This is a genomic window from Allosphingosinicella sp. (assembly GCF_036403745.1).
In the GTDB taxonomy this organism is placed as follows: domain Bacteria; phylum Pseudomonadota; class Alphaproteobacteria; order Sphingomonadales; family Sphingomonadaceae; genus Allosphingosinicella.
The window spans coordinates 1-19,833 of sequence record NZ_DASWQI010000058.1; the positions used below are offsets into that span (position 1 = coordinate 1).

The following is a 19,833-nucleotide window of genomic DNA, read 5'->3' on the forward strand; positions in this document are numbered from 1 at the left end:
GTCGGACAAGCAGGCGCTGCTCGCCGAACTCAATGCCGTGCGGCGGCTCGAAATGGTGTTCGCCTTCATGGAGGGCGAGCTCGGCGTGCTGCAGGTCGAGAAGCGCATCCGCTCGCGCGTCAAGCGCCAGATGGAGAAGACCCAGCGCGAATATTATCTGAACGAGCAGCTGAAGGCGATCCAGCGCGAGCTTGGCAACGAAGGCGACGAAGGGGAGGGCGACGAGCTCGCCGAGCTCGCCCGCAAGATCGCCAAGACCAAGCTGTCGAAGGAAGCGCGTACGAAGGCGACGTCGGAGTTGAAGAAGCTCAAGGCGATGGCGCCGATGTCGGCCGAGGCGACGGTCAGCCGCAACTATCTCGACGTCCTGCTCGGCCTCCCCTGGGGCAAGAAGTCCAAGGTCAAGAAGGACATCGCCGAGGCCCAGCAGATCCTCGACGAGGACCATTACGGCCTCGAGAAGGTCAAGGACCGGATCGTCGAATATCTCGCCGTCCAGGCCCGCACCAACAAGCTGAAGGGCCCGATCCTCTGCCTCGTCGGCCCCCCGGGCGTCGGCAAGACCTCGCTCGGCCGCTCGATCGCCAAGGCGACGGGGCGCGAGTTCGTGCGCCAGTCGCTGGGCGGCGTCCGCGACGAAGCCGAGATCCGCGGCCACCGCCGCACCTATATCGGGTCGCTGCCCGGCAAGATCGTGTCGAACCTCCGCAAGGCCGGCTCGTCCAACCCGCTCTTCCTGCTCGACGAGATCGACAAGCTCGGCCAGGATTTCCGCGGCGATCCCGCTTCGGCGCTGCTGGAGGTGCTCGACCCGGAGCAGAATTCGAAGTTCCAGGACCATTATCTGGAGATCGACTACGATCTGTCGGACGTCATGTTCGTCACCACCGCGAATACGATGGACATGCCGCAGCCCTTGCTCGACCGCATGGAGATCATCCGGCTCGAAGGCTATACGGAGGACGAGAAGGTCGAGATCGCGATCCGCCACCTCATTCCCAAGCAGATCGAGAGCCACGGCCTGAAGGACGGCGAGCTGATCTTCGCCGAGAGCGGCCTCAGGAGCCTCATCCAGCATTACACCCGCGAGGCCGGCGTCCGCACGCTTGAGCGTGAGATCGCCAAGGTCGCGCGCAAGGTGCTGCGCCAGATCCTTGAGGGCAAGGCGGAGAAGATCGAGCTCACCGCCGAGAACATCGCCGATTTCTCCGGCGTCCGCCGCCATCGCCACGGCATGGGCGAGGAGGAGGATCAGGTCGGCGCCGTCACCGGTCTCGCCTGGACCGAGGTCGGCGGCGAATTGCTGACCATCGAGGCGGTCACCGTTCCCGGCAAGGGCCAGATCAAGACGACCGGCAAGCTCGGCGAGGTGATGCAGGAATCGGTGCAGGCAGCCTTCTCCTTCGTGAAGGCGCGCTCGCCCAGCTACGGCGTCAAGCCGAGCATCTTCGGGCGCAAGGACATCCACGTCCATTTGCCCGAAGGCGCCGTGCCCAAGGACGGCCCGTCCGCCGGCGTCGGCATGGTCACCGCGATCATCTCGACGCTGACCGGCATCCCTGTCCGCCGCGACGTCGCCATGACGGGCGAGGTCACCCTGCGCGGCCGCGTGCTCCCCATCGGCGGCTTGAAGGAAAAGCTGCTCGCGGCGCTGCGCGGCGGCATCAAGACGGTGCTGATCCCGGCCGAGAACGAGAAGGACCTGGTCGAGATACCCGCCGCGATCCGCGACGGCCTCGAGATCGTCCCCGTCGCCCATGTCGACGAGGTCCTCCGCCGCGCCCTCACCACGCCGCTCGTCCCGATCGACTGGAGCGAGGCCGACGACCTCGCTGCCGTCCCCACGCCCGACGCGGGCGAAGTGCCGCTCCGGCATTGACGCCCCTCTTGCCTCCCCATCCGCGAGGATGGGGAGGGGGACCACCGAAGGTGGTGGAGGGGTGTTTCGAAGCGCTGCGGCGATTCGGTTACGACCAGCGCCTGAATGGTGGATACCCCTCCACCAGCTCCGCTGGTCCCCCTCCCCATCTCGCGATGGGAGGCAAGGTGTGTCCCGCCTCTGCCCACGCGCACCACGCTTTCCTTTTGACTCGCTTGGCGCTCCGGTTTTTAGATGCGCCGGTGCGTCGCCCAAGCGACTCGCCAACAGGGGTCCGGAATCGATGAACAAGCAGGAGCTGATCGGCGCGGTTGCCGACACGACAGGGCTCAGCCGGGGCGAAGCCTCGCGGGCGGTGGAGAGCGTGTTCGACACGATCACCGGCGCGCTGAAGCGGGGCGACGAGGTCCGACTGGTCGGCTTCGGCACCTTCTCCTGCTCGAAGCGCAAGGCCTCGACGGGCCGGAACCCCCGCACCGGCGAACCGATGGACATCAAGGAATCCACCCAGCCCAAATTCCGTGCCGGCAAGGTCCTCAAGGATTCGGTCGCGCGCTGACCGGCGCCCGCTGGACAGGTTGGACGGCCCGAATTAAGGACCCCTTCGCGCAGCCCCGCCGGGGCGGCAGCTTCCAGGCGTGGGCGCGTAGCTCAGTGGTAGAGCACACCCTTCACACGGGTGGGGTCGTAGGTTCAATCCCTACCGCGCCCACCACGCCTCTTCCATCCGAAGGCCTAGTGACGGTCGCCCGTGGCGGCGCCGAGCTTCTTCGCCATCCGCGCCACCTCCTCTTCGCTCGGCATGTCCGGCAGCTCCTCGCCCGGCGAGAGCGCCTCGTCGGGAATACCCGGCCCGGTGCCGGCGATGGTTTCGTTGCGCGCCCTCTCGTTGGGGCCGGTGCTGATCTTGGCCTTGTCGTCCATGGGCTCACGTCCTCGTTCGTGTCCGTGGTAGAAGCGGGGGGGGCCGCGCCGGTTCCGGCGAGAGCAGGGAGGACAGGATGAGCGGACGGGCGAAGGCGGCGATCGACGCATTGCGGGCGTGGGGCCTCACCTTGCCTGGCGCCCATTCCAAATCGCCGTGGGAGGGACATGACGACCTCGCCGTCAATGACAAGACCTTCGCCTATCTGTCGACGGACGACGCATTCCGCCTCGGCTGCAAGCGTCCCTACACCGGCGAGGCCGCGCTCGACCTGCCCTTCGCCGCGCCGACGCCCTACGGCCTCGGCAAATCGGGTTGGGTGACCTTCACGCCGGCCGAAGACGAGATCCCGCCGCTCGACCAGCTCAAGGAGTGTGTCGAGGAAAGCTACCGCGCCCAGGCCCCCCGCAAGCTCGTCAAGGAACTCGACGCGCGCTGACGCCGCCAGTCCTCCCTCTTGCCGCAGGCAATGGGGAGGGGAACCATGCGAAGCATGGTGGAGGGGCCTTGCCGAGACCGAGAAGGCCCCTCCACCACCCTGCGGGCGGTCCCCCTCCCCACCGCTGCGCGACGGGGAGGACGAGGGCTTATCCCATCGCCTCGGCGACGATCTTGTACGACCGCAGCCGTGCTTCATGATCGTAGATCTGCGACGTGATCATCAATTCGTCCGCCCCCGTGCCGTTCACGAAGGCCTCGATCGCCGCACGCACCGTCGCCGCCGAGCCGATCGCCGAGCAGGTCAGCACCTGGTCGAGGATGGCGCGGGCGCTGGCCGGCAGCGTTTCCGCATAATTGCGAACCGGCGGCGGCAGCTTGGTCGGATGCCCGGTGCGAAGTGCGACGAACGCCTGCTGCACCGAGGTGGCGAACAGCTGCGCCTCCTCGTCCGTGTCGGCGGCGAAGGCGTTGAAGCCGAGCATCACATAAGGCTTGTCGAGCTGCTTCGAAGGCTGGAACCGGTGACGGTAGACGGCCACCGCCTCCTCCATCTGCGCCGGCGCGAAGTGCGACGCAAAGGCGTAGGGCAGGCCGAGATGCGCCGCGAGCTGCGCCCCGAACAGGCTCGATCCGAGAATCCACACCGGGATGTCGAGGCTTTCGCCGGGGATTGCCCGAACCTGCCGCCCGTCGCCCGGGGCGGCGCGGAAATAGTCCATCAGCTCGACGACATCGCGCGGGAACTGGTTCTCGTCCGAGGCGAGGTTGCGGCGCAGCGCATAGGCCGCGGCCCGGTCCGTCCCCGGCGCCCGTCCGAGGCCGAGGTCCACCCGTCCCGGGAAAAGCGACTCCAGCGTCCCGAATTGCTCGGCGATGACCAGCGGCGCGTGGTTCGGCAGCATGATCCCGCCCGCCCCGATCCGGATCGTTGAGGTCCCGGCGCCGACATAAGCCAGCCCGACGGCGGTCGCCGCGCTGGCGATCCCCGGCATCGAATGATGCTCGGCCATCCAATATCGCCTGTAGCCGAGCCGCTCGCCATGCCGGGCAAGGTCGAGCGCATTGCGGAAGGCCGCCCCGGCGTCGGCGCCTTCGACGATCGGGGCAAGGTCGAGGATGGAGAAGGGGATCATGCGCTCCCACATGGGGATGCAAGGCGCCCGGTGAAACCCGCTGCGGCTCAGCGGCCGTCGCGTCGTTAGCGCTAAGGCAAGACTTCTGCGGTCATGAGCATCGCTTGCCCAAGCGCCAGGCGGGGGCTGCGGGAGAAAACGAATGTCGTCGATCGATGCCCTGATGCCGGCGACGCCCGGGCCCTACCTCCTGGTCCCGCGCCTCAATGAGGATCAGTTCGAGGCGGTGCAGGTCAACGTCGTCGGCTGGGCGGCGACATCGGAGGGGCTGGCGCCGGTGACGGTCGCCGGCGTGAACCACGGCCAGCACGCGCCTCTCGCGGTGCTGCAGCCCGACGGCCGGGTGGAGGAGCCGGACGGACAGATGTTCCCAAGCCGGGATGAATGGAAGCGGGCGACCGTCCGCCGCGTCCGGGCCGCGCAGCCATAATCCGGCGCGGCGCCGCCTGCAGCCTTCCCTGCGGCCGAAGGGACGTCGGTCACTCCAGAAGGCGACAGTCACTGTGACTGTCCCCGCTCAATGAGTGCCGGCGTGCCGAATACCGGCGTCATTTCTCCGTGAAGCGTTTGACCTTTAGCGGGAGCTTTTTCCCTTTCGTGCGGCGCGAGGGAATTTGAACGGGATTTTTCTTTTTCCACTGCGCCCAGGTCATCGGACCTTCGGGAGTTTCAATGATCTCATCATCAAGCGACATCGCCGCTCCTCTTGCCTTCGCGCCCATTTCGCCCCGGGGCGAGGCCGAGGTCAAGCACCTGCTCCGCGCTTCGGGTCTTCGTTGCAAACGCCCCAGCGGCGAGAAGCGGCCCCATTCTCTTTTGGGGGAACGAAGAAAGAACTTTCCTACACAGGCCGCTCCATGATCTACTCCCCGCATGGCAATCGGGCTTCGCCTCGCGAGTCGCGCCGCCGATGGCGCCGCCGCATTGATCGACAAAATCGATCGGTGGGGCCGGTTTGATCGACAGTTTTTTTTAGAACCACGAAACTTCGAAACTTCCGCGCCTCCCGTCGGCTCCGTTTTGCCGTCGCGGGATGGACACCACGCTGGGGAGCGGTGCGGGTTCCGGACCGATAGCGGCACGGTGGCGACCCGGCAGCGGCCCGGAAGCCGCACGGTAGCGACCCGGTTAGCACCCGGCAGTTGCACGGTTGCCACCCGGTTCGCACCCCGCAGCCGCACGCCATACGGAGCGTTCGCGCCGGTCAGCCGCACTGCCGCGCAGCTTGCCGGTTCCGCTCCGCGCCCGCAGCCGCTACGGGCCCCTCATGCTTCAGGAGCGCCGTCCCGATGCCCGCCTCTGGCGCGAGGAGCTTCGCGCGACGGTGGCGCTTGCCTGGCCGCTGGTGCTGACCAACGTCACGTCGACCCTGATCAGCTCGACGGACGTGGTGCTGCTCGGCTGGGCGGGGTCGCGCACGCTCGCGGCGGGCACGCTCGGCATGAACCTCTACATCGCGTTTCTGATCTTCGGGATGGGCCTCGTCACAGCGGCCGCGCCGATGATCGCGAAGGAACTGGGCGAGCGCCGCCACAGCGTTCGCGACGTGCGCCGCACGGTGCGGCAGGCGATGTGGTCGGCGGTGGCGATGTGCGTGCCGGTCTGGATCGTGCTCTGGAACACGCGCGCGATCCTCCTCGCGCTCGGGCAGGAGCCGGCGCTGGCGGCGGGGGCGCAGCAGCTCGTGCGGCCGATCATGTGGGCGATGCTGCCCTCGCTCTTCTACCTGATCCTGCGATCGTTCGTGTCGGCGCTGGAGCGGCCGGTCTGGTCGCTGGTGATTGGGCTCAGCGGCGTCGCCTTCAACGCCTTCCTCAATTACGGGCTGATCCTCGGTCATTGGGGCCTTCCGGCGCTCGGCCTCACCGGCGCCGGCATCGGCAGCACCTGCGCCAACCTGTTCATGTTCCTCGGCATGGCAGTGGTGGTGACCACCCATCGCCGCTTCCGCCGCTATCGGCTGTTCGGGCGGTGGTGGCGGGCCGACTGGCAGCGCTTCCGGCAGGTCTGGAAATTGGGCGGGCCGATCGCGGTGACGCTGGGGCTGGAGATCACCATCTTCAACGCGGCGGTGTTCCTGATGGGGCTGATCGGCGCCGCCTCGATCGCCGCCCACGCCGTCGCCATCCAGATCGCCGCCTTCACCTTCATGGTGCCATTGGGCCTGGCCCAGGCGGTGACGGTGCGGGTCGGGCTCGCCTACGGGCGCCGCGACCGGGAGGGGATCGCCCGCGCCGGCTGGACTGCGTGGGTGCTCGGCGTGTCGTTCATGGCGGCGATGGCTTTGGTCATCTACGCGATGCCGCACGCGCTCGTAGGCCTGTTCCTCGATCCGCGCGATCCCGCCAATGCCGAGGTCATCCGCCTCGCCGTCTCGTTCCTGTTCATCGCCGCCTTGTTCCAGATCTTCGACGGCGCGCAGGCGGTGGGGGCCGGGATGCTGCGCGGCCTCCACGACACCAAGGTGCCGATGCTCTACGCCGCCTTCGGCTATTGGGTGGTGGGGCTGGCGACCGGCGTCGGCCTCGCCTTCGGGCTGCATTGGGACGGTGTCGGCATCTGGGTCGGCCTCGCCACCGGCCTGGCGGTGGTCGCGGCCTTGATGCTGGTGCGCTGGGTGCGGCGGGAGCGGATCGGGCTCGTCGACCGCGCCGCTTGACGCTGGGGCCGGGGGGCCCCTATGTGCGCGCCGCACCTCAGGCGCATTGCGTGGCGATCGTAGCTCAGTTGGTTAGAGCATCGGTTTGTGGTACCGAGGGTCGCGGGTTCAAGTCCCGTCGGTCGCCCCACCTGCGCCCCGCTTTTTCAGGACGCAGGACCCTCATGAATTCCCCCTGGGACTATCCCGATTTCGACGATCATGAGATCGTCCACTTCGTCACCAACCGCGCCTCCGGCCTCCGCGCCGTCATCGCCGTCCACTCCACCCATCTCGGCCCCGGCGCCGGCGGGGTCCGCTTCTGGCACTACGCCGAGAACGCCGACGCGGTGCGCGACGGCCTCCGCCTGTCGCGCGGGATGAGCTTCAAGAACGCCATGGCCGGTTTGGCACTGGGCGGGGGCAAGGGCGTGATCCTCGCCGACGAAGCCCGCACCAAGACGCCCGAGATGCTCGCCGCCTACGGTCGTGCGGTCGAGGGCCTGGGGGGCGCCTACGTGACCGCCGAGGATGTCGGCGTCGGCGTACCCGATCTGGTCGCGGTGTCGAAGCAGACACGCTTCGTCTCCGGCCTGCCGGTCGAGGAAGGCGCCGTCGGCGGCGATCCTGGCCCGCACACCAGCTACGGCGTCTATCTCGGCGTCCGCGCCGCCGCTCGCCGCGCGCTCGGCAAGGACAGCCTGTCCGGCCTCCACATCGCCATCCAGGGCGCGGGCAGCGTCGCCGGCGGCCTCGCTCGTCTCGCCGCGAAGGACGGCGCCCGGATCAGCATCGCCGACATCGACGAGGCGCGGGCGCAGAAGGTCGCGGACGAGGTCGGCGGCAATGTCGTCCCCGCGGACGCGATCATGACCCTCGAAGCCGACATCCTCAGTCCCAACGCCCTGGGCGCGATCCTCACCGAGGAGAGCATCGCCGCGCTCAAGGTCCCGGTGGTGGCGGGGGGCGCCAACAACCAGCTCGCGACGCCGGCGGACGGCCAGCGGGTCCACCAGCGCGGCATCCTCTATGCGCCGGACTATGTCATCAACGCCGGCGGCATCATCAACGTCGCCACCGAATATCTGAAGGACGGCGACCAGGCGACGGTCCGCGGCCGCATCGAGCAGATTCCGGAGCGGCTCGACCATATCTGGCGCGAGAGCAGCGAGACCGGCCGCAACCCCGCCGAGGTCGCCGACGCCATGGCGATGCGGCTGATCGGGCGGGGCTAGAGCTAGAGCTAGAGCGGCGGGTCCAGCCGCGCCTTCTCCCGCCCGAGCACATGCTCGCGGTAGAGGGTGTAGAGGCCGCTGGCGACGATGACGGCGGCACCGGCCCAGGTCGTCGTGGCCGGCCGGTCGCCGAACAGCAGCCAGCCGAGCAGCACCGCCCAGAGCAGCTGGACATAGTCGAACGGCACCACCGCGGAGACGGGGGCATAGCGCAGCGACGCCGTCATCAGCAGCTGCCCGAGGCCGCCGAACCCGCCCAGCGCCAGGAAGATCAGCCACGTCCGTCCCTCGTGGCCATGGCCGTAGAAGGGCATGAACAGCCCGACGCCGAGCAGCGAGAGGCAGGTGAACCACAGGACGATCGTCTGCGTTCCTTCGGTACGGCCGATCTGGCGCAGGGTGATGGTGACCGCGCCGACGCCGAGCGCGGCGGTGACGGCCAACGCGAGGCCGAGCGGCGGGAAGCGCGCCCCGTGCGGCTGCATGACGAGGAGGACGCCGAGCAGGCCAAGTGCGACGGCGCTCCAGCGGTGGCGGCCGACCTGCTCCTTCAGGGCCACTGCGGAGAGGATGACGGCGAACAAGGGCGCGGCGAACGCGATGGTCGTCGCTTCGGCGAGCGGCAGATACGAGAGGGCGCTGAAGGTCAGCACCATGGTGGTGAGGCCGAGGATCGCGCGCCAGACATGCGCCGTCGGCCGCTGCGTCCGCCACACGCTTCGGTTGCCGGTCGACCCGATCCAGGCCAGCAAAGGAACGAGGCCGAACAGGAAGCGGTAGAAAGCCAGCTCCGTCGTCCCGGCGCCGGCCTGGTAGCCGAGCTTGATCATCCCGCCCATGCAGCCGAAGCAGCTCGCGGCGCCGATCCTGAGCGCGATGCCGAGCAGCCGTCTCTGCGGGGGGCGGTCCATTCCGGCCTAGTGGCGGGCGGAGCGGGAAAAAGCCATATACGTGCAGCTACGGCTTTGAGCCGCCGCACCCCTCGGCTAGAACCGGCCCATTCCATGCACGCATTTGCCAATCCCGCCCGCTTCCTGAAGCTCGCCCGACCGCTGACCCTGTGGCTCGGATGGTTCGGCGCGCTCGCCGTGGCGGGCGCCCTTGCGGACGGGCTGCTGCTGGCGCCGCGGGACTATCTCCAGGGCGACAGCGTCCGCATCATGTACGTCCATGTCCCGGCGGCGTGGCTCGGCATGGGCGGCTGGGCGGGGCTTGCCGCGGCCTGTCTGATGCAGCTCGTCTGGCGCCACCCGCTCGGCGCCGTGGCGGCGCGGGCGATCGCCGTGCCGGGCGCGGTCTTCACCGCCATCTGTCTCGCCACCGGCTCGCTGTGGGGGCGTCCGACATGGGGGACGTGGTGGCAGTGGGACGGGCGGATGACCTCGATGCTCGTCCTCCTCTTCCTCTACATCGGCTGGATCGCGCTCGCCGAGGCGGAGCGCGAGCGGGGCGGGGAGGGGCGTCTGGCGGCGATCTTCGGCCTGGTCGGGGCTGTGAACCTGCCGGTGATCCATTATTCCGTTCTGTGGTGGCGCTCGCTGCACCAGGGCCAGTCGATCGGCGTCACCGGCACCAGCATCGACGCCTCGATGCTGTGGCCGCTGCTGGGCTCGGCCATCGGCTTCACCCTGCTGTTCGGCGCGATCGTGCTGATGCGGATGCGCGCCGCGCTGGCCCGCCAGAAGCTGGAAGCGCGGCTGAGGCGGATGGCGGCGTGACGCACTGGCCGTTCATCGCCGCCGCCTATGGGATTGCCCTCGTCGGCACGCTCGGGCTTGTCGCCGCGAGCTACGCCGCGATGCGCCGCGCCGAGAAGGACGCCGATGCGCTGAGGGGCGAGCGGTGAAGCGCAAGAACCAGCGCCTCGTCCTCATCCTCCTCGCCGCGGCGGCGGTAGCGGCGGCGGTGCTGCTCGCCATGTCGGCGCTGAAGGACCAGGCCGCCTATTTCTACACGCCCGGCGACGTCGCCCGGCAAGGCGTGCCCACGGGCCGCGCCGTCCGCATCGGCGGCATGGTGCAGGCAGGCTCGATCCGGCGGATGAGCGACGGAGTCACCATCGAGTTCATCGTCGGCGACGAGACGCCGCACACCATCCCCGTCCGCTACCGCGGCATCGTCCCCGACCTGTTCAAGGAAAAGAGCGGCGTGGTGGCTGAAGGGCGTTTCGACCCGGGCGGGCAGTTCGTGGCGACCGAGATCCTCGCCAAGCATGACGAGAATTACCGCCCGCCGGTGCTCGACGCCGCGAAGGGCGAGCACCGTTCGAAGAGCCTCAAATGATCGCCGAAGCCGGTCTCGCCGCCCTCTGGCTCGCGGCGGCCTTTTCCCTCCTACAGCTGATCGTGGGCGCGAGCGCGGTGCGGCATTGGCTCCCCGCCGCGCCGACCGGCGCGGTTGAAGGTCCGCATCATGAAACGGTGTCGCCCACCGGCTACAGCGTCTCCACGGACGAACCGGCCGCCTCGGAGCTGGCCCGCCTCGTCCGGCCCATCGCCATCGCCCAGGCGGTCTTCGCCTGTGCCGCATTCCTGCTTCTCATCCAGCTGTTCCTGCGCACCGACCTCTCGGTCGAGCTGGTCGCGGCGAACAGCCATTCGATGAAGCCGTGGCTGTACAAATTCGCCGGCGCGTGGGGGAACCACGAAGGCTCGATGCTTTTGTGGGTGACGGTGCTCGCCGTGGCCGGCGCCGCCGTCGCCATCCTCGAGCGCCGGCTCGACGAGCGGACCCTCCTCGCGACCCTCGCGGCGCAGGCGACGATCGGTCTCGGCTTCTACGCCTTCCTCCTGTTCGCCTCGAACCCGTTCCGCCGCTTGGTGCCGGCGCCGATGGAGGGGAACGGCCTCAATCCGCTGCTGCAGGACCCCGGTTTGGCCTTCCACCCGCCGACCCTCTATTTCGGCTATGTCGGCATCTCGATCGCCTTCTCCTTCGCGGTCGGGGCGCTGATCACGCGCGACGTCGGCCCCGCCTTCGCGCGGGCGATGCGGCCGTGGGTGCTCGCGGCGTGGATCTTCCTCACCGTCGGCATCACCGCCGGCTCCTATTGGGCTTATTACGAATTGGGCTGGGGCGGCTGGTGGTTCTGGGACCCGGTCGAGAACGCGTCGCTGATGCCGTGGCTGGCGGCGACGGCGCTGCTCCATTCCGTCACCGTCCTCGCCACCCGCGACAGCCTCAGGGCGTGGACGGTGATGCTCGCCGTGGTGGCCTTCTCCATGTCGATGATCGGCACCTTCCTGGTCCGCTCCGGCATATTGACCAGCGTCCACGCCTTTGCGGTGGACCCGAGGCGCGGCGCCTTCATCCTGATCCTCCTCGCCCTGTACATCGGCGGCGCGCTCACCCTCTTCGGCCTGCGGGTGGGGACGGTGAAGGAAGGGAGCCAGTTCGAGCCGGTCAGCCGCGAAGGCGCACTCGTCCTCAACAACCTGCTGCTGACCGTACTGCTCGGCCTCGTCCTCATCGGCACCCTCTACCCGCTGGTGACGGAGTCGCTGGGGGTGAAGGTCTCGGTCGGCCCGCCCTATTTCAACACCGCCGCCGGGCCGCTCGCGCTCCTGCTGGTCGTGGCGATGGCGATGGGGCCGCTGCTGCGGTGGCGCCGCGACCGGCTGAAGGAGGCGGCGCGCCGGCTGATCCTCCCCGCGGCGGCGACCTTGGCGGCGGTGGCTTTGGTGGTGATCCTCGCCCCCGGTATCGGCATCCTCCCGCTGCTCGGCCTGGTCCTCGCATTCGGGGTGGGCGCGGCGAGCGTTGCGCCGCTCTGGAAGCGAAACCTGCGCCGTACGCCGCTCTTCCTCTACGGCATGGTGATCGCCCACCTCGGCATCGCCGTCAGCCTGGCGGGAATGGCGTGTGAGAGCGCCTTCACCAAGGAGAAGCTCGTCGCCGCCCGCGTCGGCGAGACGATCGCCGTCGGACCGTACCAAATTCGGTTCGCGGGGGTCGAGCCGATCGCCGGTCCAAACTGGACGGCGGTGGAGGCGCGGCTCGAGGCGCGGCGCGGGGGCAGGCTGCTCGTCCTTCATCCCCAGTCGCGCATGTTCAGCGCGCCGCCGACCGAGACCAACGAGACGGCGATCGAGACGGTGCTCGACGGCCAGCTCTACACCGTGCTCGGCAAATCGGACGAGAGCGGCCGCTGGCAGCTGCGGCTGTGGTGGAAGCCGTTTGTGACCCTGATCTGGCTCGGAGGGTTCCTGGTCGCGCTCGGCGGCTTCCTCGCCCTCGTCGGCCGGCTGTGGCGCGAGCGCCGCACGCGGCGGCAGGTCGTGGAGGCCCGGGCATGAGGCGCAGCCTGCTCTGGATCCCGCTCGCCGTCTTCGCGGTCCTCGTAATCGTCGCCGCGCTGGCGCTGCGCAACCCGTCCGATCCCACCATCCATTCCCGCCTCGTCGGCCAGCCAATGCCCGACTTCGCGCTGGCGCCGTCTCAGCCGAACCATTCCGGCCTTGCCAGCGCGGACCTGAAGCGTGGCCGGCCGCGGCTCGTCAACGTCTTCGCCAGCTGGTGCATTCCCTGTCGGGTCGAGGCGCCGGCGCTCGCCACCCTGAAGCAGCGCGGCGTGCCGATCGACGCCGTGGTCGTGCGCGACCGGCGCGAGGACGTCGCCGGCTTCCTCGCGCAATATGGCGATCCGTTCGAGCGGATCGGCGACGATCCCCACACCCGCGTCCAGTTCGCCCTCGGCTCGTCGGGCGTGCCGGAAACCTTCCTCGTCGACGGCAAGGGCGTGATCCGCCTCCAGCATATCGGCGCCATCGAGGGCGAGGAGGTCGACGAACTCTACCGCGCCTGGAGGGACGCGCAGTGAAGTTTGGGAGTAAATCCTCCCCGGAACGGGGAGGGGGACCGCCGGAACGGCGGTGGAGGGGCTGGCACGGAGTCCTGAGCAGCCCCTCCACCATGCTACGCATGGTCCCCCTCCCCGTGCCGGGGAGGATTTTCGCCGTGGCGCTGCTCGTTGCCGCCGGTTCCGTCCCCGCACAGCCGACGCTGCCGTCCTCGCCCTACGCCTACACCCAACTCCCCGACCCGCGGCAGGAGGCGGACGCGAAGGGGCTGATGGAGACGCTGCGCTGCCTCGTCTGCCAGGGCCAGTCGATCGCCGATTCGAATGCCGACATGGCCGGCGACATGCGGGCGCTGGTGCGCGAGCGGATCAAGGCCGGCGAGAAGCCGGAGGATATCCGCCGCTGGCTCGTCGCCCGCTACGGCGAGTGGGTGAGCTACAAGCCGCCGGTCGAGCCGCTGACCTGGCCCTTATGGGGCGCGCCGCTCATCCTGCTGGCGCTCGGCCTGTTCCTCGCCCGCGGCCGCTTTCGGAGGCGCGCAAGGTGATGGGCTGGATCATCCTCGCCTTGCTCGCCGCGCTGGCTTTCGGCGCTTTGTGGTTCTTCGTCCGGCCGGGCAAGGCCGGGCTGCAGCTGCTCGCAGCGGGCATCCTCTTCGCCTGCGCCGGCTATGCCTGGCAGGGGCATCCGGACCTTGCCGGCCAGCGGCGCCTCCCGGCCGAACGCGAGGCGGCGGCGGCGGACTCCTCGTTCAGCGCGATGCGGCAAGAGATGCTCGGCCGTTTCGACGTCGCCGATTCCTGGCTCACGCTTTCGGATTCCTACCTCCGCGCCGGCGACACCCAGGGGGCGGCCCAGCTCCTCCGCTCGGCATTGCGCGGCCACCCCAACAACGCCTTCCTGTGGATCGGCTACGGCAACGCGCTCGTTCTCCACGGCAACGGCCTGATGAGTCCGGCCGCCGAGATGGCTTACCGTCGTGCCGCCGTACTGGCTCCAGACCACCCGGCGCCCCGCTTCTTCTACGGCCTGTCGCTGGCCCAGGGCGGCCACCTCGACGAGGCGGAGCGAATCTGGCGCGACCTCCTGGCCACCTCTTCGCCGACGGCGAAATGGCGCGCGCAGGTGCAGGCGCAAATCGACCTCATCGAGCGGGCGAGGGCGGTGGCGGCGATGCAGCGGGCCCAGATGGGGGAGGGGACGGCACCCGGGGGACAGGTGCAGCGCTGAGCGCGCGCTTTAGGCCGCCTCACGCATCTCCATGCGGTCCCAGATCTCCACCAATGCCGCCGTCAACTCGCGCATCATCGCTTCGCTGTGGTGCGGGCCGGGTGTGAAGCGCAGGCGCTCCGTGCCGCGCGGGACGGTCGGGAAATTGATCGGCTGGACGTAGATGCCGTATTCGGCGAGCAGGATGTCGCTGATCCGCTTCGCCTTTATCGGGCAGCCGACCAGCAGCGGCACGATGTGGGTGACGGACGGCATCGCCGGCAGCCCCGCCTCGGCGAACAGCGCCTTCAGCATCGCCGCATGCGCCTGCTGGGCCTCGCGTTCGGCGGAGGATTGCTTGAGGTGGCGGACGCTCGCCAGCACCCCCGCCGCCAGCACCGGCGACAGCGAGGTGGTGAAGATGAAGCCGGGCGCGTAGCTCCTGACCACGTCGACGATATTGCGGTCGGCGGCGATGTAGCCGCCCATCACGCCGAACGCTTTGCCGAGCGTGCCTTCGATGACGGTGACGCGGTGCGCCACCTCCTCCCGCTCCGAGATACCGCCGCCGCGCGGCCCGTACATGCCGACGGCGTGGACCTCGTCGAGATAGGTGATGGCGTTGTAGCGGTCGGCGAGGTCGCAGATGTCCGCGATGGGCGCGACGTCGCCGTCCATCGAATAGACGCTCTCAAAGGCGATGAGCTTCGGAGTCTCGGGGTCCGCCTCAGCGAGCAACGCCTCGAGATGGGCGAGGTCGTTGTGCCGGAACACGCGCTTCTCGCAGCCCGAATTTCGGATGCCGGCGATCATCGAGGCGTGGTTCAATTCGTCCGAGAAGATGATGCACCCGGGCAGCAGCTTGCCGAGCGTCGACAGTGTCGCCTCATTGGAGATGTAGCCGGAGGTGAACAGCAAAGCCGCTTCCTTGCCGTGCAGGTCGGCAAGCTCGGCCTCGAGGTCGATATGATAATGGGTGTTGCCGCCGATGTTGCGGGTGCCGCCGGAGCCGGCGCCGACGTCGTGCAGCGCAGTTTCCATCGCCTGGATCACGGCGGGGTGCTGGGCCATGCCGAGATAGTCGTTCGAGCACCAGACGGTGATCGGCTTGGGCCCGTTATGGCCGGCGAAGCAGCGCGCGTTGGGGAAGCTGCCCTTGTTGCGCAGGATGTCGATGAACACGCGGTAGCGGCCCTCGTCGTGGAGCCGATCGATCGCCGCCGCGAAGATACGATTATAGTCCAAGTCGCCTAACCCCGGTGCTTCACTTGGCCGATACGCCCTTCCGGCGGTAATTTCCAGCGGTTCAGAGGAAATCCAGCGCGTGGAAACCGAACCGGGCGAAGCCGGGGCCGTAGGCGGCGAGATCGGCGGTGCGGCCGGTGAAGAACGCCCGGTGCGGGGGCGCCTCTTCACTCCACTTTCGTTGGCGCGTGAGGAAGGCGACGCGGCGGGCGATCCCCTCCTTGCCATCGACGAAGGCGAGCGGACGCGGCGCGGCGGAGGCGAGCTCCGCCTCGACCAGCGGAAAATGGGTGCAGGCGAGGACGATCGTGTCGATTGCTTCGCCGCCGTCCTGCCCGAGGAGTCCCTCCAGCACCTTCGCATAGGTCGCGCGATTTCCATGCTCGCCGCGCAGGCTCGCCTCGGCGAGGTCGACCAGCTCCGCCGAGCCGTGCCGCAAGACGCGGCAGTCGGCGGCGAATTCGCCGGCGAGACGGTCGACATAGGGCTGGCGCACCGTGGCTTCGGTGCCGAGGACGCCGATGGTCCGGGTCTTCGACAAGGCCGCCGCCGGCTTGATCGCGGGCACGGTGCCGACGATCGGCAGGTCGAGGGCGGCGCGGACGGCGTCCAAGGCTATGGTCGAGGCCGTGTTGCATGCGATCACGATCAATTCGGGGTCGAAGCGTTCGGCGAGGCGGCCGAGCAAGGCCGGCACCCGCGCCTCGATGAGCGACGCCGGCTTGGTGCCGTAGGGATAGCCCGCTGCATCGGCAACGTAGACGAGCGGCGCCTGCGGCAGCGCCGCGCGGATCGCGCCCGCTACCGACAGGCCGCCGACCCCGGAGTCGAAGATGAGGAGGGGGCGTGCACCGGTCACGGCGCTGCTGTAGCAGCGGGGGCAGGGGCCGCAAGCCGGCGGCACCCCGGCGCTTCCCCTCGCTTTTCGCGGAAGGTTGTTGCGCCGGCTCATCGAAATGATAGACTTCTCCCCGGGGAGCCCGTGCCGTGGACGCATCGATCGCCAAACCTCTGCTCACCATCGCGCTCGGCTACGGACTGGGCTCGATCCCGTTCGGCCTGCTGCTGACGAAGATGGCGGGCGCCGGCGACCTGCGCGCCATCGGCTCTGGCAATATCGGCGCGACCAACGTGCTGAGGACCGGCCGCAAGGGCCTCGCCGCCGCCACCTTGCTGCTCGACATGGCCAAAGGGTGCGCCGCCGTAATCCTGGCCGCCTGGCTGTTCCCGATCGCCGTCCAGCTCGCCGCCATCGCAGCGCTGATCGGCCACCTCGCGCCCGCCTGGCTCGGCTTCAAGGGCGGCAAAGGGGTGGCGACCTATTTCGGCATCGTCCTCGGCTTCAGCCTCGCCGACGGGCTCGGCTGGCCGGTGCCGGTCGCCTACGCAATGGCGTGGCTCGGCATGCTGGGCCTCACCCGCTACTCGTCGGTCGGGGGACTGTCGGCGGCGGCGGTCACCCCGGTCGCGGCTGCCGTCTCGGGACGAATCGATCTCGCCTTGCTGTTCCTCGGTTTCACCTTGCTCGTCTTCTGGAAGCACCGCGCCAACATTGGCCGGCTGTTCGCGCGGACGGAGCCGCGGGTGGGCGCGGCCAAGCATGGCTGAGCCGAGCGAGGACCAGGTCGCCCGACTGCGGCTGATCCGGTCCGAGAATGTCGGCCCCATCACCTATTTCCAGCTCCTCGCCCGTTTCGGCTCCGCTGCGGCGGCGCTGGCAGCCATTCCCGACCTCGCCGCGCGCGGCGGCGGGCGCGGGCCCAGGCTGATCGCCCGTGCCGCCGTCGAGCGGGAGATCGAGGCGGTCATGCGGCTCGGCGCGCGCTACCTCTTCCTCGGCCAGGGCGCCTATCCGCCGCTCCTCGCCGAGATCGAGACCGCGCCGCCGGCGCTCGTCGTCAAGGGCGATGTGGCGCTGCTCGACAGGCCCTGCGTCGCCATCGTCGGCGCCCGCAACGCCTCCGCCGCCGCCTGCCGCTTCGCCCGCGGCCTCGCGACGAAGCTGGGGGAGGCGGGGACGGTGATCGTCTCGGGCCTCGCCCGCGGCATCGACACCGCCGCCCATGACGGGTCGCTCGACAGCGGCACGATCGGCGTCGTGGCCGGCGGCATCGACATCTTCTACCCGCCGGAGAACGAGGCGCGGCAGCGCGCGATCGCCGAGCGCGGGCTCCTCGTCGCCGAGCAGCCGCCCGGCACCGAGCCCCGCGCCCGCCACTTCCCCTACCGTAACCGGATCATCGCGGGCCTCGCCCAGGGCACGGTGGTCGTCGAGGCGGCGCCGCGCTCGGGCTCGCTGATCACCGCCCGCCTCGCCGCCGAATCGGGGCGCGAGGTGATGGCCGTGCCCGGCTCGCCCCTCGATCCGCGCGCGCAGGGCTGCAACCAACTGATCCGCGACGGCGCAACTTTGGTCCAGAATGCCGAGGACGTCGTCGAGGCGGTGAACCCGCTGCGCCTCCGCCCCTTCCGGCAGAAGGAACTCGAATATGCCGTTGCGGACGTACCGCCGGACGTGCCGAACAGCGTGCGCGAAACGGTCGCCGGCCTCTTGAACGGCACGCCCGTTCCGGTCGACGAACTGGTGCGGCAGGCCGGACTTCCGCCAGCAGCGGTGCAGACGGTGCTGCTGGAGCTGGAACTGGCGGGCCGGCTGGAGCGCCACGCCGGCGGCAAGGTGAGCCTGGTATGAGCTTCGAGCGCCGTTCCGACGCCGGCTACATGATCGACCTCACGGGGACACTCCTGCGGCGAACGCTCTGGCTTGCCTTGGCGGCCGTGATCGTCCTCGCGGCGATTGAATTCGCAGCGGACTCTTATCCGCAATTCCGAAATCTCATCGGCCTCCCGCGCCTGATTGCGTCGCTCGCTTTTCAATATCAGATCACGTTCACGCTCCTCGAGCAATCGGGACTCGCCGAGCGCGGCGAACGCGCGCGAATCTGGGCGCTGCTGGGCCTGAGCATCGTGATGGAAATCGCCATCCTCATCGGTCTCGTGCTGCTGGTCATTCCCGGCATCTACCTTCTCGTACGGTGGACCGTCGCCGTCCCCGTGCTCGTCGCGAAGAGAACGGGCGTGTTCGAAGCGCTGAAACGCAGCGGCGAGGAGATGGAGGGCCGCTATTGGCCCGTCCTCGGCGTCTGCCTGGTCTTCGGGAGCGCCTTGTTGCTCGGCGTCGGCACAATGTTCGCGCTCGGCCCCCACGCCACGCCGTCTTCGTCCATCGCCACCGACATTCTGCTCAGCGCCGGCCTCGTCGGCTATTGGTATGCCGCTGTCGCAATCTACATCGCCGGTCGTCCGTACGGCAACGTCGGCGAGGTCTTCGCCTGACGCGCGTTCACAGCATGTGGCGACCGGCGCGGATCCAGCGGCTGGCGAGATATTTGATGCCGGCGGTGACGGGAAGGCCGGCATGTTCCGACAGCGGGTCAAGGCCGCCGTCGGGACCTTCGCTGCGGAAGACGAGCACGTCGCCGCAGCGGCCGCGGACCTTTAGGCCCGTCCTCACGAACGCGGTCTCGCCGCCGGCATAATCGTCGTTCAGGTAGACGAGCGCGGTTTGCACGCGCGGGTTGGGGTCGTTCAGCCAATCGTGGTGCGGGCGATATTCCTGCCCCGGCCGGTAGCGCAGGATCTGCAGCGGCTCGCCCTGCTCGGGCGCCGTGCGGGAGAGGGCGGCGAGGCGGCGGGTGAGGGCTTGGGTCGCCGGATCCTCGATCAGCGCGTGCAGCGTCGAGCCATCGGAGGTGCGCAGCTCCGCCTGGACCTCGCGATACTCGGCGCCCGCGTCGCGATACTCGTCGACGATCCGCGACGGCTCGTAGGTCGGCTCCGCAACGAGGATCAGGAAGTCGCACTCGGCCGATGTGAAGGCGGCGCGGAAAAGCGTGACGTGAGGGCGCAGCGAGAGCATCTCGCCGCGCGCAACGACCGCAGGATCCCCTTCCGGCGTCAGCTCCATCGCGGCGATCAGATCGCGCATCTGCGCCCGACGCGCATCCACCTGCGCCTCCGCCGCCAGCCGCCGCAGCGCCTCCGCCCAGTTCCTCTCCCCTGCTACGCCGTTGGCGAGGAGGTTGGTGTAGCCGCGCACTGCCGCTGCGTTGCCGGCGTCGCTCGCCATCTTGAACAGCGCCCGGCCGCGCGGCAGGTCCGGCGCCACGCCGACGCCGCGCCAGAACACGTCGCCCAGGGTGAACAAGGCTTCCGGGTCGCCGCGGCCGGCGAGGTGCTGGAGGATCGGAATCGCCTCGGCGATCCGTCCCGCCGCGGCGAGGTGGATTGCGTCGGCTACGGTGGGCGGGGGCGGCGGCATGGCGGCGT

23 protein-coding genes and 2 tRNA genes are annotated in these 19,833 nt (G+C 69.2%); 18 read left to right on the top strand and 7 right to left on the bottom strand.

Annotated features, from left to right (window positions below; all coding sequences use genetic code 11):
- The 3 genes from lon to VGC56_RS11080 form a co-directional block, all read left to right on the top strand.
- Positions 1 to 1,879, top strand: a 1,879-nt coding sequence (gene lon, locus VGC56_RS11070; RefSeq protein ID WP_464124965.1) for an endopeptidase La, incomplete at its 5' end; no start/stop codon positions are given.
- 283 nt (positions 1,880 to 2,162) lie between these two features.
- Positions 2,163 to 2,438, top strand: coding sequence for an HU family DNA-binding protein (locus tag VGC56_RS11075; protein ID WP_464124966.1), 276 nt, complete (start codon positions 2,163 to 2,165; stop codon positions 2,436 to 2,438).
- Positions 2,439 to 2,519: 81 nt separating this feature from the next.
- Positions 2,520 to 2,594, top strand: a tRNA-Val gene (locus tag VGC56_RS11080).
- A gap of 20 nt (positions 2,595 to 2,614) precedes the next feature.
- Here VGC56_RS11080 and VGC56_RS11085 read toward each other — a convergent pair.
- On the bottom strand, positions 2,615 to 2,803 hold the full coding sequence (locus VGC56_RS11085) for a hypothetical protein (protein WP_464124967.1): 189 nt from the start codon (positions 2,801 to 2,803) through the stop codon (positions 2,615 to 2,617).
- A gap of 77 nt (positions 2,804 to 2,880) precedes the next feature.
- Here VGC56_RS11085 and VGC56_RS11090 point away from each other — a divergent pair, with 77 nt between their 5' ends.
- A complete protein-coding gene (locus VGC56_RS11090; RefSeq protein WP_464124968.1) occupies positions 2,881 to 3,243 on the top strand; it encodes an MmcQ/YjbR family DNA-binding protein in 363 nt (120 codons plus the stop codon).
- A gap of 148 nt (positions 3,244 to 3,391) precedes the next feature.
- Here the strand turns inward: VGC56_RS11090 and VGC56_RS11095 are convergent, their stop codons facing one another.
- The gene (locus VGC56_RS11095; protein ID WP_464124969.1) at positions 3,392 to 4,378 is read right to left on the bottom strand and encodes an LLM class flavin-dependent oxidoreductase; all 987 of its coding nucleotides are present in this window, start codon (positions 4,376 to 4,378) and stop codon (positions 3,392 to 3,394) included.
- 142 nt (positions 4,379 to 4,520) lie between these two features.
- Here VGC56_RS11095 and VGC56_RS11100 point away from each other — a divergent pair, with 142 nt between their 5' ends.
- Positions 4,521 to 4,808 (top strand): hypothetical protein, encoded by a 288-nt coding sequence (locus tag VGC56_RS11100; protein ID WP_464124970.1) that lies wholly within the window; start codon positions 4,521 to 4,523, stop codon positions 4,806 to 4,808.
- A 118-nt stretch (positions 4,809 to 4,926) separates the two neighbouring features.
- On the opposite strand, the gene VGC56_RS11105 is transcribed toward VGC56_RS11100, so the two are convergent.
- Positions 4,927 to 5,073 carry a hypothetical protein gene (locus VGC56_RS11105; RefSeq protein ID WP_464124971.1) on the bottom strand — a complete coding sequence of 49 codons (147 nt, stop codon included), beginning with the start codon at positions 5,071 to 5,073 and terminating at the stop codon, positions 4,927 to 4,929.
- 572 nt (positions 5,074 to 5,645) lie between these two features.
- Between VGC56_RS11105 and VGC56_RS11110 the strand changes: the two genes are divergently transcribed.
- The 3 genes from VGC56_RS11110 to VGC56_RS11120 all read left to right on the top strand — a co-directional run bounded on the left by VGC56_RS11110 (position 5,646) and on the right by VGC56_RS11120 (position 8,251).
- A complete protein-coding gene (locus VGC56_RS11110) occupies positions 5,646 to 7,037 on the top strand; it encodes an MATE family efflux transporter (RefSeq protein WP_464124972.1) in 1,392 nt (463 codons plus the stop codon).
- A gap of 53 nt (positions 7,038 to 7,090) precedes the next feature.
- A tRNA-His gene (locus tag VGC56_RS11115) sits at positions 7,091 to 7,167 on the top strand.
- Between the two features lie 34 nt (positions 7,168 to 7,201).
- A complete protein-coding gene (locus VGC56_RS11120) occupies positions 7,202 to 8,251 on the top strand; it encodes a Glu/Leu/Phe/Val dehydrogenase family protein (RefSeq protein ID WP_464124973.1) in 1,050 nt (349 codons plus the stop codon).
- Between the two features lie 8 nt (positions 8,252 to 8,259).
- On the opposite strand, the gene VGC56_RS11125 is transcribed toward VGC56_RS11120, so the two are convergent.
- Positions 8,260 to 9,162, bottom strand: coding sequence for a DMT family transporter (locus VGC56_RS11125; RefSeq protein ID WP_464124974.1), 903 nt, complete (start codon positions 9,160 to 9,162; stop codon positions 8,260 to 8,262).
- A 93-nt stretch (positions 9,163 to 9,255) separates the two neighbouring features.
- Here VGC56_RS11125 and ccmC point away from each other — a divergent pair, with 93 nt between their 5' ends.
- From ccmC to VGC56_RS11160, 7 genes are all read left to right on the top strand, one after another.
- Positions 9,256 to 9,969, top strand: coding sequence for a heme ABC transporter permease CcmC (gene ccmC, locus VGC56_RS11130; protein ID WP_464124975.1), 714 nt, complete (start codon positions 9,256 to 9,258; stop codon positions 9,967 to 9,969).
- Positions 9,966 to 10,097 carry a hypothetical protein gene (locus tag VGC56_RS11135; protein ID WP_464124976.1) on the top strand — a complete coding sequence of 44 codons (132 nt, stop codon included), beginning with the start codon at positions 9,966 to 9,968 and terminating at the stop codon, positions 10,095 to 10,097. The genes ccmC and VGC56_RS11135 overlap by 4 nt, the downstream gene beginning before the upstream one ends.
- The gene (gene ccmE / locus VGC56_RS11140) at positions 10,094 to 10,534 is read left to right on the top strand and encodes a cytochrome c maturation protein CcmE (RefSeq protein ID WP_464124977.1); all 441 of its coding nucleotides are present in this window, start codon (positions 10,094 to 10,096) and stop codon (positions 10,532 to 10,534) included. The genes VGC56_RS11135 and ccmE overlap by 4 nt, the downstream gene beginning before the upstream one ends.
- The gene (locus VGC56_RS11145; protein WP_464124978.1) at positions 10,531 to 12,546 is read left to right on the top strand and encodes a heme lyase CcmF/NrfE family subunit; all 2,016 of its coding nucleotides are present in this window, start codon (positions 10,531 to 10,533) and stop codon (positions 12,544 to 12,546) included. Before ccmE ends, VGC56_RS11145 begins: the two co-directional genes overlap by 4 nt.
- The gene (locus tag VGC56_RS11150; protein ID WP_464124979.1) at positions 12,543 to 13,070 is read left to right on the top strand and encodes a DsbE family thiol:disulfide interchange protein; all 528 of its coding nucleotides are present in this window, start codon (positions 12,543 to 12,545) and stop codon (positions 13,068 to 13,070) included. Before VGC56_RS11145 ends, VGC56_RS11150 begins: the two co-directional genes overlap by 4 nt.
- A gap of 101 nt (positions 13,071 to 13,171) precedes the next feature.
- A complete protein-coding gene (locus VGC56_RS11155; RefSeq protein ID WP_464124980.1) occupies positions 13,172 to 13,597 on the top strand; it encodes a cytochrome c-type biogenesis protein in 426 nt (141 codons plus the stop codon).
- On the top strand, positions 13,597 to 14,280 hold the full coding sequence (locus VGC56_RS11160; RefSeq protein ID WP_464125036.1) for a tetratricopeptide repeat protein: 684 nt from the start codon (positions 13,597 to 13,599) through the stop codon (positions 14,278 to 14,280). Before VGC56_RS11155 ends, VGC56_RS11160 begins: the two co-directional genes overlap by 1 nt.
- Before the next feature lie 9 nt (positions 14,281 to 14,289).
- Here the strand turns inward: VGC56_RS11160 and hemA are convergent, their stop codons facing one another.
- A complete protein-coding gene (hemA, locus tag VGC56_RS11165; RefSeq protein WP_464124981.1) occupies positions 14,290 to 15,504 on the bottom strand; it encodes a 5-aminolevulinate synthase in 1,215 nt (404 codons plus the stop codon).
- A 61-nt stretch (positions 15,505 to 15,565) separates the two neighbouring features.
- Positions 15,566 to 16,363, bottom strand: a complete 798-nt coding sequence (murI, locus tag VGC56_RS11170; RefSeq protein WP_464124982.1) for a glutamate racemase — start codon at positions 16,361 to 16,363, stop codon at positions 15,566 to 15,568.
- Between the two features lie 128 nt (positions 16,364 to 16,491).
- Here murI and plsY point away from each other — a divergent pair, with 128 nt between their 5' ends.
- Genes plsY through VGC56_RS11185 form a run of 3 tightly spaced genes read left to right on the top strand, consistent with a single transcriptional unit; the run spans position 16,492 to position 18,840 of the window.
- Positions 16,492 to 17,112 (top strand): glycerol-3-phosphate 1-O-acyltransferase PlsY, encoded by a 621-nt coding sequence (gene plsY / locus VGC56_RS11175; RefSeq protein WP_464124983.1) that lies wholly within the window; start codon positions 16,492 to 16,494, stop codon positions 17,110 to 17,112.
- Positions 17,105 to 18,196, top strand: a complete 1,092-nt coding sequence (dprA, locus tag VGC56_RS11180) for a DNA-processing protein DprA (protein ID WP_464124984.1) — start codon at positions 17,105 to 17,107, stop codon at positions 18,194 to 18,196. Before plsY ends, dprA begins: the two co-directional genes overlap by 8 nt.
- Positions 18,193 to 18,840: a hypothetical protein gene (locus VGC56_RS11185; protein WP_464124985.1), complete on the top strand. Its 648-nt coding sequence runs from the start codon at positions 18,193 to 18,195 to the stop codon at positions 18,838 to 18,840. The genes dprA and VGC56_RS11185 overlap by 4 nt, the downstream gene beginning before the upstream one ends.
- A 7-nt stretch (positions 18,841 to 18,847) precedes the next feature.
- Here VGC56_RS11185 and VGC56_RS11190 read toward each other — a convergent pair whose 3' ends face one another.
- Positions 18,848 to 19,825 (bottom strand): 2OG-Fe(II) oxygenase, encoded by a 978-nt coding sequence (locus tag VGC56_RS11190; protein ID WP_464124986.1) that lies wholly within the window; start codon positions 19,823 to 19,825, stop codon positions 18,848 to 18,850.
- Between the last annotated feature and the right edge of the window lie 8 nt (positions 19,826 to 19,833).